This is a genomic window from Polyangium fumosum (assembly GCF_005144585.1).
In the GTDB taxonomy this organism is placed as follows: domain Bacteria; phylum Myxococcota_A; class Polyangia; order Polyangiales; family Polyangiaceae; genus Polyangium; species Polyangium fumosum.
Window position 1 is genome coordinate 1 of record NZ_SSMQ01000054.1, and the last position, 15,521, is coordinate 15,521.

Annotated in this window: 12 protein-coding genes; 7 read left to right on the forward strand and 5 right to left on the reverse strand. The window is 67.7% G+C overall.

Annotated elements, in window-relative coordinates; all coding sequences use genetic code 11:
• The first annotated feature begins 163 nt into the window (after positions 1–163).
• The 6 genes from E8A74_RS36830 to E8A74_RS36855 all read left to right on the forward strand — a co-directional run bounded on the left by E8A74_RS36830 (position 164) and on the right by E8A74_RS36855 (position 9,692).
• Positions 164–3,493 carry a class I SAM-dependent DNA methyltransferase gene (locus tag E8A74_RS36830; RefSeq protein WP_136933773.1) on the forward strand — a complete coding sequence of 1,110 codons (3,330 nt, stop codon included), beginning with the start codon at positions 164–166 and terminating at the stop codon, positions 3,491–3,493.
• Between the two features lie 82 nt (positions 3,494–3,575).
• Positions 3,576–4,277 carry a hypothetical protein gene (locus tag E8A74_RS36835; protein WP_136933774.1) on the forward strand — a complete coding sequence of 234 codons (702 nt, stop codon included), beginning with the start codon at positions 3,576–3,578 and terminating at the stop codon, positions 4,275–4,277.
• A 342-nt stretch (positions 4,278–4,619) separates the two neighbouring features.
• Complete coding sequence (locus E8A74_RS36840; protein WP_136933775.1) at positions 4,620–5,366, forward strand: hypothetical protein; 747 nt, start codon at positions 4,620–4,622, stop codon at positions 5,364–5,366.
• 51 nt (positions 5,367–5,417) lie between these two features.
• A complete protein-coding gene (locus E8A74_RS36845) occupies positions 5,418–7,760 on the forward strand; it encodes a PAS domain-containing sensor histidine kinase (RefSeq protein WP_136933776.1) in 2,343 nt (780 codons plus the stop codon).
• On the forward strand, positions 7,757–8,209 hold the full coding sequence (locus E8A74_RS36850) for a response regulator (protein ID WP_136933777.1): 453 nt from the start codon (positions 7,757–7,759) through the stop codon (positions 8,207–8,209). The genes E8A74_RS36845 and E8A74_RS36850 overlap by 4 nt, the downstream gene beginning before the upstream one ends.
• A 4-nt stretch (positions 8,210–8,213) precedes the next feature.
• Positions 8,214–9,692, forward strand: a complete 1,479-nt coding sequence (locus tag E8A74_RS36855) for a sensor histidine kinase (RefSeq protein WP_136933778.1) — start codon at positions 8,214–8,216, stop codon at positions 9,690–9,692.
• 22 nt (positions 9,693–9,714) lie between these two features.
• Here E8A74_RS36855 and E8A74_RS36860 read toward each other — a convergent pair whose 3' ends face one another.
• The 4 genes from E8A74_RS36860 to E8A74_RS36875 form a co-directional block, all read right to left on the reverse strand.
• On the reverse strand, positions 9,715–10,587 hold the full coding sequence (locus E8A74_RS36860) for a hypothetical protein (protein WP_170229648.1): 873 nt from the start codon (positions 10,585–10,587) through the stop codon (positions 9,715–9,717).
• Positions 10,584–11,393 carry a hypothetical protein gene (locus tag E8A74_RS36865; RefSeq protein ID WP_136933780.1) on the reverse strand — a complete coding sequence of 270 codons (810 nt, stop codon included), beginning with the start codon at positions 11,391–11,393 and terminating at the stop codon, positions 10,584–10,586. Before E8A74_RS36865 ends, E8A74_RS36860 begins: the two co-directional genes overlap by 4 nt.
• 84 nt (positions 11,394–11,477) lie before the next feature.
• On the reverse strand, positions 11,478–13,403 hold the full coding sequence (locus E8A74_RS36870) for a redoxin domain-containing protein (protein WP_136933781.1): 1,926 nt from the start codon (positions 13,401–13,403) through the stop codon (positions 11,478–11,480).
• Between the two features lie 19 nt (positions 13,404–13,422).
• Entirely contained in the window at positions 13,423–14,274 is an 852-nt protein-coding gene (locus tag E8A74_RS36875) for a hypothetical protein (RefSeq protein ID WP_136933782.1), read from the reverse strand.
• 92 nt (positions 14,275–14,366) lie between these two features.
• Here E8A74_RS36875 and E8A74_RS36880 point away from each other — a divergent pair, with 92 nt between their 5' ends.
• Positions 14,367–14,960 (forward strand): GNAT family N-acetyltransferase, encoded by a 594-nt coding sequence (locus E8A74_RS36880; RefSeq protein WP_136933783.1) that lies wholly within the window; start codon positions 14,367–14,369, stop codon positions 14,958–14,960.
• Here E8A74_RS36880 and E8A74_RS36885 read toward each other — a convergent pair.
• Positions 14,952–15,413 (reverse strand): hypothetical protein, encoded by a 462-nt coding sequence (locus E8A74_RS36885; RefSeq protein WP_136933784.1) that lies wholly within the window; start codon positions 15,411–15,413, stop codon positions 14,952–14,954. The two genes, E8A74_RS36880 and E8A74_RS36885, sit on opposite strands and share 9 nt — an antisense overlap.
• Positions 15,414–15,521 lie beyond the last annotated feature (108 nt).

The following is a 15,521-nucleotide window of genomic DNA, read 5'->3' on the forward strand; positions in this document are numbered from 1 at the left end:
CAAAGGGCTGATCCGTCGCCAACCCGGACAGCCTCGTAGCATCGAGCTCCTCGTAGACCCCGAGCTGCTTCCCGTGCTTCGAAGACCCTGAAACGAATCGATCAGGATCCCTGTGTCGAGGAACTAGCGGAAAGCTCCTCAACAGGGCACTCTACGCGCCCCGATGTCGGCCTCGACTGCTCCCACCCAACTGCCCGCAGGGATCACCCCAGCACTTCGCAAGCTCGCCGAGCGCTGGGTCGACGCCAAAGCTCGCGAGCGTGCCAACTACCAGCTCTACCTCGGCGAGCTGTGCAAAGCCCTCGGCGTCGAGGGCCCGAGGCCGGCAGGCAGCGGCTACGAGTACGAGTTCCCTGTCAAGGTCATCGACCGCACCGGCAAGGAAACATCGAACTTCGTGGACCTCTTCAAGCAGGATCACTTCCTCATCGAGGCGAAGGACAAGGAGCCGGGGCGCTCCGACGAGCTGATGCTCCGCAAGGCCTATGGGCAGGCTCGGAACTATGTCGCCCATCTCCCCGGCAACACGCCCCCCTACATCATGGTTCTCGACGTCGCCCGGACGCTCGTCGTGTGGGATCGCTGGGACGGCACCTTCGGCGGGTTCGGCGCCGGCAAGCGGATCGACCTGCCCACGCTCCACGAGCGAGAGGCCGACATCGCGCTCCTCCGCGACATCTGGGAGCGCCCCCAGGCGCGTGATCCACGCGCGAAGGCCCAGGCTGTCACGGAAGAGATCGCGGAGAAGCTCGCTCGCCTTGCTGCGTCGCTGGAGACGCGTGGGTACCCCCAGGAGCGCGTGAGCCGGTTCCTCATGCGTTGCGTCTTCACGATGTTTGCCGAAGACGTGCGACTCCTTCGCGACGAGCCTTTTCGCCGCATGCTCGACGACGTGGCGCTGCCGAACCCCTCGGAATTCGTCCCTGCGGCCGAGGATCTCTGGCGCGCCATGGATCACGGCAAGCGCTTCGGCTCCCGCAAGCTCCTGCTGTTCAATGGTCACTTCTTCCAGCACGCCGAGGCGCTTCCGCTGGAACACAAGGACCTCGTCATCCTCCGGGAGGCGGCGGGGAAAGACTGGTCCGAGGTCGAGCCCGCAATCTTCGGCACGCTGCTCACGCGCGCCCTCGACGCGAAAGAGCGCCACCGCCTGGGGGCGGAGTACACCCCGCCCGAGTTCATCGCGCGCGTGATCCGTCCTGCGGTCGAGGAGCCGATCCGCGAGCGCTGGACCGCGGTCCAGGCCGAAGTGCTCCAGCTTCGCGAGAAGGACACGAAGAAGAACCGCAAGGCAGCCGAGCAGCGTTTACGCGACTTCCACGTGTGGCTTCGATCGCTTCGATTCCTGGACCCGGCTTGCGGCTCCGGGAACTTCCTTTATGTCACCATGCACGCGGTGAAGCGCGTCGAGGTGGAGGTCCTGAACGAGCTCGCCGACGTGACGGGGAACCGCGAATTGCGGTTTCAGGAGGTGGATCCGAGCCAGTTCTACGGCATCGAGGTGAAGCCCTGGGCGCGCGAGATCGCCGAGCTTTCGTTATGGATCGGCTTCCACCAGTTCTGGCGGCGCGTCCATGGCGAAATCCAACCCGAGGAGCCGATCCTGCGTGATACCGGGACGCTCGACCATCGGGACGCGGTGCTTGTGTGGGACGATGAGCGGCGCGTTCCAAGCCGCGACCGACCGGACCCGACGCCTCGCATCCCTCACCCCGTGACGGGGGAACTCGTCCCCGACCCGAAAGCGAAGCTCAAATACGTCGAGCTGATCAACGCACGCGAGGCGTCGTGGCCGCCGGCTGAATTCATCATCGGAAACCCGCCATTCCTGGGCCAGTTCCGCCAGCGGGAGGCGCTCGGGGACGGATACGTGGACGCCCTGCGCGCGGCATATCCACACGTCCCCGATTCTGCCGATCTCGTGGTGTACTGGTGGTACAAGGCCGCCAAGGAGGTCGCCGAGGGGCGGGCGTTCAGGGCTGGTCTGATCACGACGCAGTCGATCACACAGAAGCAGAACCGACAGGTCATCGTGGATGCGGAGGCGCGCGGGGCGCGCGTTGCCTGGGCTATCGCCGATCATTACTGGAACGATGGCAGCGACGATGCGCGTGTACGCGTTGCGATGACGGTGATCGCCAAGAATCCCCCATCCGCCACGCTCGTGACTGTGGATGGGGACGCAAACGTGGTGGCGACCGTGGAGGTGCCGCGGCTCAACGCGGATCTCACAGCGCATGCAGATGTACCAACAGCAGCAGGCGTTCCTCTCCGCGCCAATGATGGGCTATCGTCACCAGGCTTCAAGCTGGATGCTGCTGGATTCATCATTGACGCGCGCGAAGCCAAGCGACTCTTTCAGGCCGATCCCCGAAATGCGGCAATCCTGAAGCCATATCGCAACGGCAAGGACTTTACCACGCGCCCGCGCAACGTGTTCTTGATCGACTTCGGTGCGATGGACGAGTCGGACGCTCGTGGGTACCCGGTGTTGTATGATATTGTGCGGGATCGGGTAAAACCAGAGCGCGATGTGAAGCCGGACCGGACTCGTCGGGAGCTATGGTGGCGTTTGGCGCGTCCCCGCGAGTTCCTTCGTGAAGCCCTCATCGGGCTCCCTCGGTACATTGTCACCCCTGAAACGTCGAAGCATCGAATATTCGAGTTTCTCGACGGCGTCACCGCTCCCGACAATAGCCTGATCGTTATGCCAACGGCTGACGCTTTCGTTCTCGGTGTCCTTTCGTCGGTGGTGCATAGCGTTTGGGCGCTGGCTGCCGGCAGCCGCCTCGGCATCGACGGGACCCCGCGATACAATAAGGGCCCTTGCTTCGAGGCATTCCCCTTCCCCGATCCTCCACCCGCTCTCCGGAAAAAGATCGCCGCCATTGCCGAAGCCATCGACACCCACCGCAAGGCAGCGCTCGCTCGTAGCGAGAAGGTCGGGATGACAACGATGTACAACGTCGTCGACAAGCTTCGCGCGGGCGCTGAGCTCTCGAAGCTGGAGCGCGAGGTCCACCAACTGGCCGCCTGCGGCACACTCCGCGATCTGCACGATGAACTCGATCGCCTCGTCGCCGAAGCCTACGGTTGGCAGTGGCCCGAACAGCCTGCCGAAATTCTCACCCGTCTCGTGGCGCTTCATGACCGCCGGGTCGAGGAGGAGCGTGCAGGCACCGTGCGCTGGCTCCGCCCCGACTATCAGAAACCGCGCTTTGCCAAGGGCGCGGGCGCGGACCTCATCGCCCCCGACGACGATGCCGCCGACACGGCCGCGCCCGCGCTCGCCCCTTGGCCATCCGACGCAATCGGCCAGATCACCGCCCTGCGTGCGCTCGTCACCGCCGCCCCCATCACCGTCGACGAAGCCGCACGCCGCTTTGCCGGCGCCCGGCGCGACATCGTAGCGCGCCACCTGGAGACCCTCGCGATCCTAGGCGAGGTGCAGACCGTCGGCCCGGAGCAGTACGCATCGACGCCGGCACGGTAGCAGCAGCAGCAGATCCACCTTGACCTTCCCCCCTCCCTCCGGTTTTCCTTCCAGCCGCACCTTTCCAGAAAGGACCCCCTCAATGGCAACCACCCCCGCATGGAAACTCCGCCGCCTCGCGACCCGCGCCAAACGCGTGCAGGAGCGCAGGGCCGCGGAGTCGCCCGTCCTCGCCGCGTATTCGTCGACCCTGCCTGCGAAGGTCGATGCCTTCGTCGCCTCCTACGACGCAGCCGCGAAATACGAAAACACCTGGCGACGTGAGATGCGCGAGGGCAAAGGCGCCGTCGCCGCGCTGCTCCGCCATATTCAGAGCTGGCTGCCTCTCCTCACGCGCGATATCCCGGGGTTCGACCCCTCGACCTTCGGCGACAAGCCCGACGTGCCCGATGACGTGATCGAGGACGGGAGCCGCCTCGCCGAGGTGCTGGAGGAGGCGACCACGGAAGACGGCAAGCCGCTCGCCTACAAATTCGTGGCGCTCGAAGCGCTGCATCCCTCCCTCGCATCGGCGAACAAGGAATGGTCGGAGGCGGAAGCCGCGGACGCGACGTACCAAAAGCTCCTCAAGGAGAGCCGCGCCACCGGCGCCGTGCTCGACAAGGAGATCCAGACGTTCCGCCGGAGCCTCGCGCATGCCGTGGGGCGAAACGACAAGGATTTTCAGAAGTTGCGCGTCGAGCGGGCGTCGCAGAAGGACGACGAGGACGACACGGCGGCGCCCTCGCCGCCCGCGCCCGTCACGCCTGCGGCCCAGGGCGCGCCGCTTCCGACGGGCGAGTAGGCTGCGGGGCCATCGGGAGGGACGTCCGGAAACCGGTGCGCGGGGTCCGGGCGTCGGTGCGCGGGCTCCTTCGATCGGTCGGCGGGCTCCTTCGCTCGGGGAGGCGGTCTCCTTCGCTCGGGGAGGCGGGGGCCTTTGCGTCGGGGTGGACGTTGCGGAGGAACGTCGGCGCGGGCGGTTCGTGAGGGAGGCGCGCCGCAGGCCGAGGGACGCGGCGCCCTCGTGACCGAGCAGCGGGGTGCGTCGTGGCGAGCGTGGGGCGCTTCGCGAGGGCGCCGAGCCGAAAGCTCCCCGGCCGCGGCGACTTCACGCGTTGACGCGAGTTTGGAGTACGGTGCGCCCATGTGGCGCCTCTTCGCGAGCCTCGTCCTCGCCCTTTTCGTCACCTTCCCGCTCTGCTTCGCCGCCGTCGGCCTCGCCGTCGAGTACGCGGCCGGCAGGCTGGTCGTCGACGATACCGCATTGCCGACGTGCATCGGCCTGGCCGTGTTCATCGCCCTCTCGTCCTTCGGCGCGCTCCGCCTCTTCCAGGCCTGGCGCCGGACCCGCCCGCAGCGCAGCGAGACCACCGAGACCCGCGGCTTCCTCGAGCGTTATGCCCTCGCCAACCCCGGCCTCTTCGAGAGCGCCTTCAGCTTCAATGGCTTTGGCCTGCGCTACCTCGACCCGCACCACCACGGCCCCGGCGGCGTCCTGATGATGACCCTTTGGCTGACCATCGCCTTCCTGCCGGTCGCGCCGGTCCGTCGCGAGCGCCTGCGCTTCCTCGGCCCCGAGAAGCAGCGCGGCCTGCCCTTCGTCCTCACCTGGCAGACCACCCCGCTCCAGACCGTCGAGCGCCTCCCCGTCGACCGCCCGCGCAACCGCCGCGTCTACGGCTTCTACTATGGCCTCTTCCTGCCGCTCCTCGTCGCCCCGCCCGTCATCGGCTTCGTGACGCTGGTGCAGCGCGACTTCCACGTCGCGGCCTGGCAGTTCTTTCCCGCGGTCGCGCTCTACTTCGTCTGGGGCATCGGCCTCGTCGTCGTCGAGCGCCGCGTCATGGGCACGCCCGACGCCCGACGGCCGAGCCGAATCGACGGTGAATGACGTCGCGATGCTCTACCGAGCGCTTCACGCAGGGCTACGTACAGCTATGAAATGTGGTACGACGCCCGAACGAGCGCGCCGGTCTGGTCGCCCCCCGCGACGACGAGCGCGAGCCCCAAGCCGCCCCCGGAGCGGACGGGGAAACGCCTCTTTGCGCGGTATGGCGTAGCCGTCGCGGCCGTCGCCGTGGTGACGGCGATTCGGCTCGCGCTCGATCCCGTGCTCGGGGAGCAGTCTCCCTTCCTGCTCTTCACCCTGGCCGTCATGGCCGCGGCCTGGTACGGCGGGCTGCGGGCGGCGCTCTTCGCCGTGGTCTTGGCCGCCCTCTCGTCCACGTTTTTCGTCCTGCACCCGAAGTTCGAATTCGTTCTCCCGAGCGTCATGGGACAGGTGCAATTGGTGCTCTTTCTATGCACCGGCATGGGCCTGAGTTACTTGACGGATTCGCTCCACCGCGCGCGCATCCGCGCCGAGGCCGCAGAGCAAAAGGCGCAGGCGAGCGAGGAATGGCTGCGGGTCACGCTCCGGAGCATCGGCGACGGGGTCATCGCCACGGACGAGTCGGGGCGTGTCGCATTCATGAACCCGTCCGCGGAGAAGCTCACGGGGTGGGACGCCGAAGACGCCATCGACCGGCCGCTCGGCGACGTGTTCCGCGTCGTGGGTGAGGCCGATCGAGAATCCATGGAAGACCCGGTCACGCGGGTCTTGCGGGACGGCTCCGTGGTGGGTCTCGCCAATCATACGGTGCTCCTCGCGCGCGACGAAAAAGAATACCCCATTTCGAATTCGGGGGCCCCCATCCTGGACGATACGGGCCGGATCCGCGGGGTCGTGCTCGTGTTCCAGGACGGGACGGCCGAGCACGAGGCCGCGCAGCGGCTCGCGGCGAGCGAGGAGGAGTTCCGGGAGGCCTTCGAGCGCGCCGGGGTCGGCGAGGCCCAGGTGGAGCTGTCGACCGGGCGATTCCTGCGCGTGAACCACATGCTCAGTGAAATCACGGGGTGCACGGCGGACGAGCTCGCGCGCATGACGTTCTCCGAGCTCACGCACCCGGACAACCGGGCCGCGGATTGGAGGCGATTCCAGGCGGCCGTCCGGGGGGAATGCCCCATGTTCGAGAGCGATACACGGTACGTCCGCAAGGACGGTCGGGAAATCCAGGTGCGGGTGACCGCGACCATCGTTCGCAACGCGCAGGGGGAGCCGCTGCGCGCCCTGTTCGTCTTCCACGACGTGACGGAGCGGGCCGAGGCCGAGCAGGCGCTGCGGCATGGGAAAGCGCTCTTGCGGGCCGTCACCGACGCCACGAGCGACCTCATTTACGCCAAAGACCTCGCCGGTCGGCTCACGCTGGCGAACCCGGCCACGCTGCGCGTCCTCGGGCGGACCGAGGAAGAAGCGATCGGGCACCGCGACACCGATTTTGCCCCGCAACCCGCGCAGGGCCGCCATATCGCCGCGCTCGATCGGCGCGTCTTCACGACCGGCCAGGAGATCAGGGCAGAGGAGGAGTTCGGGCCGCCGGGCGCGGTCCGGACCTATTCGACGATCAAGACGCCGCTCCGGAACGAAAGCGGGGCCGTGGTCGGCCTGGTCGGGGTCTCGCGCGACGTCACGGACCAAAAGCATGCGGAAGAGGAAGTGCGCCGGCTCAATGCCGAGCTCGAACTGCGGGTGGACGAACGCACCCGCGCGCTCTCCGACGCGAATGCCGAGCTCGAGGCGTTCTCCTACACGATCGCCCACGACCTCCGGGCCCCCGTGCGCAACATGCATTCCCTCGCCGACGCGCTGGTCGAGGATCATGCGGAGGAGCTCTCCCCCGACGCCCGGGGCTACACGCAGCGCATCGTTTCGGCCGCGGTCCGGATGGACGACCTCATCAAGGACTTGCTCGCGTACGCCCGGCTGGCGCGGGAGGCGATTCGCCTCGATCCGCTCGACTTGGACGCCGTGCTGACCGACGTTCTCGGGCAAATGCGCCCAGAGATCCGCGAGCGAGGGGCCGAGGTGCGCGTGGCGTGGCCGCTCGGCCGGGTGATCGCCCATCGGACGACGCTCGGGCAGGTCGTGACGAACCTGCTCGGCAATGCCATCAAATTCGCGGAAGCGGGCAAGACGCCCGTGGCGTACGTGCGCTCCGAGGACCGCGGCGATCGCGTCCGGCTCTGGGTCGAAGACCGTGGCATCGGCGTCGAGCCCGAGCACCGAGAGCGCATCTTCCGGGTCTTCGAGCGTCTCCACGCGCAGGAGGCCTACCCGGGCACCGGCATCGGCCTTGCCATCGTTCGAAAGGGCGCCGAACGAATGGGCGGATCGTGCGGGGTCGAGGCCAATCCGGGCGGAGGGAGCCGGTTCTGGGTCGAGCTGCCGAAGCAGGAGAACGCATGAACATCGAAGACCTCGGCGTGCTCGTGGTCGAGGACGACTCGACCGACGTCCTCATGATTCGCCGCGCCTTCAAGAAAGCGCAGCTCTTGAACCCGCTCCATTTCGTGGACAACGGCGACACGGCCGTCGATTACCTCTCGGGGAGGCCGCCGTACGACGATCGCAGGGAGCACCCGCTGCCGGCGCTCATCCTGCTCGACCTGAAGCTGCCGCGGCGCTCCGGGCTGGAGGTCCTGGAATGGCTGCGGAGCCAGCCGGGGCTCCGGCGGATCCCGGTCGTCGTGCTGACGTCGTCGATGGAGAGCACCGACGTCCGCAAAGCGTACGACCTCGGGTGCAATTCGTACCTGGTCAAGCCCGTCAGCTTCGAGGGGCTGCTCGACGCGGTGAAGGCGCTCGGGGTCTACTGGCTCATCCTCAATCGGAAGCCCGACACGGAGGTCGCCTGAACTCATGCGTTTCCTCGTCCTGGACGACAACCCGGACGACCGCCTCATGGCCATCCGGCTCCTCTCGCACGAATTTCCGGAGCTCGAGACGGACGAGGTCTTCGATCGGGCCGGGTTCGAACGGGCGCTCGCCCGCGGCGGGTACGACGCCGTCGTGACCGATTACATGATGCAATGGACGGACGGCATTCAGGTCCTCCAGCTCGTCAAGAGCCAGTGGCCCGATTGCCCGGTCGTCCTGTTCACGGGCAGCGGGAACGAGGAGGTGGCGGTCGAGGCCATGAAGGCCGGGGCCGACGATTACGTGGCCAAGAGCCCCCACCGAAGGGTCCGGCTGCCGCTCGCCGTCCGGCACGCGATCGAGCGAGCCACGGCCAAGCGACGGCTCACCCAGGTCGAGGCCGACCTCCAGCAGCTCACGGACGCGCTCGACGTCGGGGTGTTTCGCGCCACCCCCGAGGGCGAGCTTCTCTCGTGCAATCCCGCGTTTTTGCGGATCATCGGCCAGCGCACGCTGGAGGAGGCGCGGGCGAGGAGCATCGAATGCCTCCTTTGGCCGCCGGTGGACGAGGTCCGGGCGAGCGAGCGCGGGCACGCCACGACCAAGCGGGACATGGAGGTGTGCCGGCCGGACGGCTCGCGGGTATGGGCGCGGGTGAGCGAGCGCGTGAGGGTGGACGACGGCCGGACGGTGGTGGACGGGCTCGTGGAGGACATCAGCGAACGCAGAGCGCTGGAAGAGGGCCTCCGGACGCGGACACTGGAGCTCCAGCAAGCAGACCAGCGCAAGGATGAATTCCTCGCCATGCTCGCCCACGAGCTGCGCAATCCGCTGGCGCCGATCCTCAACGCGGCGACCCTCGTGCGATACAAGACGGCTTCGCTCGCGGACACGCGGGTGCGGGACGCCTGCATGATCATCGAGCGTCAGGTGATGACGTTGTCGCGGCTGGTCGACGACCTGCTCGACGCGTCGCGGGTGAGCCAGGGAAAGATCACGCTCCACCCCGAGGTCATCGACCTCGGATGGGCCGTGACGCAGGCCGTAGAAATGGTGCGTCCGCTCGTGGAGGCGCGGCGGCAGAAGCTCGTCGTGCAATTGCCTCCGGCGCCGGCGCCCGTGCGCGCGGACCTCACGCGGCTGACGCAGGTCTTCGCGAACCTGCTCAACAACGCGGCGAAGTTCACCCCGCAGGGAGGGCAGATCGGCATCACCGCCACGCAAAGCGGAGAGGACGTGGTCGTGCGGATCACGGATACGGGAATGGGAATCAACGCGGCGCTCCTGCCGCGTATCTTCGATCTGTTCACGCAGGGCGATGTGTCCATCGACCGTGCGCAAGGGGGGCTCGGGGTGGGATTGACGCTCGTCAAGCAGCTCGTCGAGATGCACGGCGGGGCCGTGACGGCGGAGAGCGAGGGGGCGGGTCAAGGCAGCGCATTCACGGTCCGGCTGCCGGCGTCGAAGGTGGAGGCCCGTTGAAGGGGCTGCGCGCGCCGCTCGCTCACCAGGGCCCGAGCGCCCCCGTTCGATCCTGCACGAGCCAAGGCCAGGCGCCGCGGATCAGGGTGACGACGCGATCATCGACGATATGTCCGATGTGCCCGGCGGTGATCATCTTCGCCTCGACCCCTGCTCGTTTGAGGATCCCGAGCGCGGGCGGCGTCTCCCTTTCGCAGTTCGCCGTGGAGCAAACGAAGAGGACACGCTTGCCTCCGCCGCGCGCGAACCGGGAGGCGCGGTCGTCCGTCCACGAGCTTTGCCCCCCCTCGCCGAAGACGGCGACGGGAAAACGCGCGGGGTCGTCCGCGACGATGGACACGCCGAGGTACGCGCCGCGGGAAAACCCTCCATAAATCATCGGCGCTTCGGCCACGTAAGGCCCGAAGCGCGCGCGGAGCGCTTTCAGGCCCGCGTCGATTTCGAGCTTCAGGGCCTCGGCGTTCGTGAACCCATAGAGCGGCTCCGGCCCGGCGTGGTGGGGAACGCCGTGGGGGCAGAGGATGAACGGATGTCCTTTCGTCACGCCGAGAAACTCGCCGCAGGCCCATTCCGGGCGATCACGCGACCCATGCACGCCAATCAGGACCGGCCGCGGCGACGTCGTCCCGATGGGCGCGGCGATCACGGCATCCAGGAACCCTTCGAGCGGGAGGCGCACGAGCCAATCCCCGCCGAGCGGCGGGAGCGTGGAGGCGGAAGGCAAAGGCGCGGTCGAGGCCGGCGGGGGCGGCGCCGTCGGAGGCGGCGCCGGGGGCGTCGACGAAGCATCGGGGGCTCGGTCGCACGACACGAGCAGGAGCGTAGGCGCGCCGAGCAGGACGCTTATCGCGAGGACGCGCGACCGGACGAGCATCGGGGCGCGCCGCTCGCTCACCAGGGCCCGAGCGCCCCCGTTCGATCTTGCACGAGCCAAGGCCAGGAGCCGCGGATCAGGGTGACGACGCGATCATCGACGATAGGCCCGATGTGCCCGGCAGTGATCATCTTCGCCTCGACGCCCGCCCGTTTCAGGTTTTCGAGCGCCGGCGGCGTCTCCCTTTCGCAGTTCGCCGTGGAGCAAACGAAGAGGACACGCTTGCCTCCGCCACGCGCGAACCGGGAGGCGCGGTCGTCCGTCCAGTAGCTTCCCCCGCCCTCGTCGAAGAGGGCGACGGGAAACCGCGCGGGATCGTCCGCGACGATGGACACGCCGTGGATCGCGCCGATGGAAACCCCTGCATAAATCATCGGCCCTTCGGCCACCTGAGGCCCGAAGCGCGCGCGGAGCGCTTTCAGGCCCGCGTCGATTTCGAGCTTCAGGGCCTCGGCCGTCGTGAACCCGTACACCGGGTTTCCGTGCTCGGGGACGCCGTGGGGGCAAAGGAGGAACGGATGTCCCTTCGTCACGCCGAGAAACGCGCCGCAGGCCGATTCCGGGCGATCACGCAACCCATGCACGCCAATCAGAATCGGCCGCGGCGACGTCGCCCCGATGGGCGCGGCGATCACGGCATCCAAGAACCCTTCGAGCGGGAGGCGCACGAGCCCATCCCCGCCGAGCGGCGGGAGCGCGGTCGAGGCCGACGTAGGGGTGGCCGGGGGCGTCGACGAAGCATCGGGGGCGCGGTCGCACGACACGAGAAAGAGCGTAGACGCGCCGAGCAGGACGCCTACCGCGAGGACGCGCGACGGGATGAGCATCGGGGCGAGTCTAACACGCCCTCGGGCGACGATGGGGATGCGCGGCTGGGCTTCACGCCCTGACGGGGCGCGGACGCGGCGGGGTCACTCGGCGAGGAGCTCTTCGATCACCGCGGCCATCGCGTCCGGATCGTATTCGTGGCTCGCATACCGAACGGTCCCGTCCTTGCCGACGATCACGTCGACCGGGAAGGGATTGGGCCCGACGAAGTTCGTCGTCACGGCCGCGTAGGTGCTCGCGGGCTCCTCGATGCCGAGCGGGAACGAGACGACGAGGTTCTCGCAATAGGCCTGCACGTCGCCGATCTTGTCGGTCGTCTCGCGCGGGTTCAGGGCGACGATTTCGAGGCCCTTGTCCCGGTACGACTGCCAGAATCGCTCCTCCACGTCCGGGAGGTGATTGGCGCAGACCGGGCAGAACGTGGCGAAGTAGCTGAGCAAGAGCACCTTCCCGGCCGACGCCTCCGACGTCCACGTCGTGCCGTCGAGCAAGGTGGCCGTCGTGGCGGGCAGCGGGCTGCCGAGGGTCACGCCGGGTGCATTGCCGACGAGGTAGGCCTTGCGAACCGGGGCCGCGGGGTCGTCCGAGACGATGTGCAGATACCCGACCTCCTCCTCGGCCGCCGACGCGACATACGTCACTTCGAGCGAGAACGTCTCCCCCGGCTCGATCCGGGCCTGCTTCGGCTCGACGCGGAAGGCTTTTCCGCTGATCCAGTTGTCCACGAGCGTGAGCGGCGCCGTGCCCTGGTTCGTGACCGGAATCTGGATCGTCTTCGCGGCGCCGGCCGCGACCTTGCCGAAATCGAGGCGGGCCGCCGTCTCGGGGAGGCGAATGTTGGGGGCGAGGCGGTCCGGCTCCAGGCGGTACGAATACGGGTTTTCCCAGGCGCCGATGAAGACGTCCTGCCCGCGCGCGGCGACGCCGAACGTGCGCATCGTCGGCAGCTCGCGGTCGGCATCCTCGTAATCGAAGGGCCGCGGAATACGGACGGAGGCGACGTAGGTCGGGGCCGACGGCGTCTTCACGTCGTAGACGCGCACGTCGTTCCACGCGGCCACGAAAATGCGGCCCTCGGAGAACGCGACACGGAGCGCCGTGCCGGGCATTTCCGCCCGGCCGACCACCTTCGGGCTCGCGAGGTCTGCGATGTCGACCACGGCGACGCCCGCGGAGCCGGCGGCGACATAAGCGAAGTTGCCGTCGACGACGACGCCGCGGGCCTGGCCGCCGATCGCGACGCGGCCAAGCTCCACGGGCTTCGCCGGATCCGTGGCGTCGACCGTGGCAAACCCTCCGATGCCGTCGGCGACGAACACGTGCTTGTCGCGCGCGGCGATGCCCCACGCATTCGTGAACCCGCCGAGGCTCCCGACGCGCGTGAAGCCATTGGCCGCGTCGTAATCGTACACGCCGAGGCCATTTTCGTGGAGGCCGACGAAGATGTGGTGATTCGCGACGTCGACGCCCTCGTAGCTGATGCCGGGCTCCTGGAGGACCGGGAGCTGCACGGGCGCCTCGGGGTCCGTGATGTCCCAACCGCTGAGGAAGGCCGGGTTCCGGATGTTGCCGAGGTGGGTGGTGAAGACGAGCTTGTCGTCCCACGCGAGGTGCTTGCAGCCGGGCGTGCGTGTATCGCCGGGGATCGTGTGCTTGAGGCCCTCGCCCGTCAGGGTCTCCATGTCGTTCGCGTGCGTCGCGTCGATCACGTTGAACGTGTAGCTGCAATTGAGGAGCAGGTTGTCCTCGCGGATGCGCACCTCGTCGGTATGGCTACCGACCTCGGCCAGGTTCTGGAGCTGGACGAGCGGGCTCAGGTAACGGCCGGGTTCGAGCGCGGTCGGCAAGCACTCGCGTCCGACCGCCTGCGTGCCCTCGCCGCACGAGAGGCCCGGGGCCTGGGACGGCGGGTCGTCGGAGCAACCGGCGACGAGCAGGAGCGAGGACGCGCCGAGGAGCGCGGCGCCGGTGCGAGAGATCGTTCGTACCAAGGAAGGAAGTGTCATCATCGTGCCTTTCTGTGCCAGGTCACTCTTTTGATATCACGAGCCAAGTCAGCTCGGTCAAGCCCGTCTGCGGCGCCGTCGCAACGCTCGTGCCATCGGCCTCGCCCGGGACTGGCTCCGAGAAGGCGCCGTCGATCTCGCTGATCGAGCGAAACCGGACCTTCGTCCCGGCGGGCAAATCCGAGGGAGCGCGGACCGCAATGGGGGAAGCGCTCACGGCGGCAAAGGGGTGCAACGTATACACGGCGACGAGCTCCTCCCCCGCGGGCACGACCCACGGGCACGCTTGGGACGGCGGAATGCGCCGCGCAGCGACGTCGACCAGGGTGTCCCCGAGGTAAGGCGTGAGGTCGGCGACGCGCAGGGTCAACGCAATGCCGTCGCCGGCCATCAACGTCTGCGGGTCCGCGGCGGCGGGCCCGAGGAGCGCGCCCTCCGGGAGGCTCGGGACGTGAAGGGAGCCCACGTCAATCAGGGAATCGTCGACGATTCGCACGGGGCAAAGCGCGGCGGACTTCCGGGGCGTGGCCGTCGGGTCCGGGAGGGTCTTTAATGCGACCTCGGCCGTGGGCTCGATCGGAAAGAAGAACCTGCCATCCGGCTCGGCGTCGCCGAAGAGGCAAATCGTCGCCATGCAGGCGAGGACCTTGCCGCCGCCGATCGGCTGATCCGCGTGGTCCTTCAGGACGCCCAGGATCCCGGGTCCCATGGGGGCCGAGCCGTCCGCGCCGGCGTCTTTTTCGGTGGGATTCGTGCCGGGAGGCGGGGTTCCGCAGCCGGCGAGGAGGACAAGGAAAGCAAAAGGGGCAATGTGGCGCATCTCTTCACCAAAGCTCCGCTCGGTCGTCGCCTCGCGGCCTTCGGAGGGTCGCATGGGCCGAATGGAGATGCAAATCCGGGGGTTCGTTGGTTTGTAGGCGACAAAGGCCGTGAGATTTGTATCCTTGTGTCGGAGCCAGGAGACCCATGGCAGACGAGACACGACATCCGCCGACGATCGACCTCCAGGGAGCACGCCTGCGCCCGCTTCGGGTATCCGACGCTGCCGCGTTTTATGCCTACCTGCGGGATCCTGCCGTTACAGAATTGACCAGCTATCCTGTCGTATCGCTACCGATGGTCGAAGCCATGATCGAGCGGTATCTGCGCCGCTGGGCGGAGGGCGAGCTCTCCAAATGGGGGATCGCCCTCCAGCACGAGGATCAGCTCGTCGGCACCTGCGGATTCAACGAGTGGTCCAAGGTGCACCGCTGGGCGGAGCTGGCGTACGACCTGGCGCAGGCTCACTGGGGCACGGGACGGATGCGCCAAGCTGTGGATGCAGTCCTTCAGTGGACGTACCAACAGGACCAGGTCGATCGCGTACACGCCTACGTCAGGGTCGACAACAGGCGGTCGGAGCGCTTGCTCCAGCGCAGTGGGTTCGTGCGTGAGGGTTGCTTGAGGAGGTATCGTATCTGTCGCGGGCAACCGCACGACTTCTACATGTACGGTTTGCTGCGCTCGGATTGGGCGGCCGCGCGCCTCGACAGCGATCCCACGAAGCCTGTTTCAACGTGAAACCGGGTCCGCTTCGCATTCCGACACGTTGTCCACGCATCTCCCGGCGCAACATTTTCCCGCCCGAACGTCGGTCACGGGCGTGATCGGAAAGCAGTCGTTGATCTGCCCGTCCGGCGTCGTCCGATCGAAGTGCACACAGACAGCATGTCCGAGCGTGGCCACCTCCCGGCACCATTCGGGAATCCAGGCATCCCACTCGTCCGGGTCGCACCATGCGTCCCACGTGCACGGGTTGCAGTCGTCGCAACCATTCCAATCATGCTCGCCCGAGCAGTCCTTGTCCCACGATTCATCGAGCGTGGGCGGCTCTCTGCGCCAGCCTTGCCCGTCCAGAGGCTCCTCGGAGGCGCAGCCGAAAACGAAGAACGAGATCACGATCGCGCGGCCGATGCGGCTCGCGGCGCCGGTGGCGGCTGCGGCGCGGCCATCGAGGCGCAGGCGGTGGGCCATGGTTCGCTCCGTCCCTTGGCGATAGGGAGTGATAGAATGCTCATCCCGGCTTGCCACGCGGTTCGCGCATGCCGGTGACGCGAAACGTGGAGAATGAGGCCGGGGACG

Excerpts from the sequence above, each read along its gene's own strand:
- E8A74_RS36875 (WP_136933782.1), bottom strand. The coding sequence starts at position 14,274 with ATGCGACCCTCCGAAGGCCGCGAGGCGACGACCGAGCGGAGCTTTGGT.
- E8A74_RS36835 (WP_136933774.1), top strand. The coding sequence starts at position 3,576 with ATGGCAACCACCCCCGCATGGAAACTCCGCCGCCTCGCGACCCGCGCC.
- E8A74_RS36850 (WP_136933777.1), top strand. The coding sequence starts at position 7,757 with ATGAACATCGAAGACCTCGGCGTGCTCGTGGTCGAGGACGACTCGACC.
- E8A74_RS36855 (WP_136933778.1), top strand. The coding sequence starts at position 8,214 with ATGCGTTTCCTCGTCCTGGACGACAACCCGGACGACCGCCTCATGGCC.
- E8A74_RS36830 (WP_136933773.1), top strand. The coding sequence starts at position 164 with ATGTCGGCCTCGACTGCTCCCACCCAACTGCCCGCAGGGATCACCCCA.
- E8A74_RS36840 (WP_136933775.1), top strand. The coding sequence starts at position 4,620 with ATGTGGCGCCTCTTCGCGAGCCTCGTCCTCGCCCTTTTCGTCACCTTC.
- E8A74_RS36885 (WP_136933784.1), bottom strand. The coding sequence starts at position 15,413 with ATGGCCCACCGCCTGCGCCTCGATGGCCGCGCCGCAGCCGCCACCGGC.
- E8A74_RS36865 (WP_136933780.1), bottom strand. The coding sequence starts at position 11,393 with ATGCTCATCCCGTCGCGCGTCCTCGCGGTAGGCGTCCTGCTCGGCGCG.
- E8A74_RS36870 (WP_136933781.1), bottom strand. The coding sequence starts at position 13,403 with ATGATGACACTTCCTTCCTTGGTACGAACGATCTCTCGCACCGGCGCC.
- E8A74_RS36845 (WP_136933776.1), top strand. The coding sequence starts at position 5,418 with ATGTGGTACGACGCCCGAACGAGCGCGCCGGTCTGGTCGCCCCCCGCG.
- E8A74_RS36880 (WP_136933783.1), top strand. The coding sequence starts at position 14,367 with ATGGCAGACGAGACACGACATCCGCCGACGATCGACCTCCAGGGAGCA.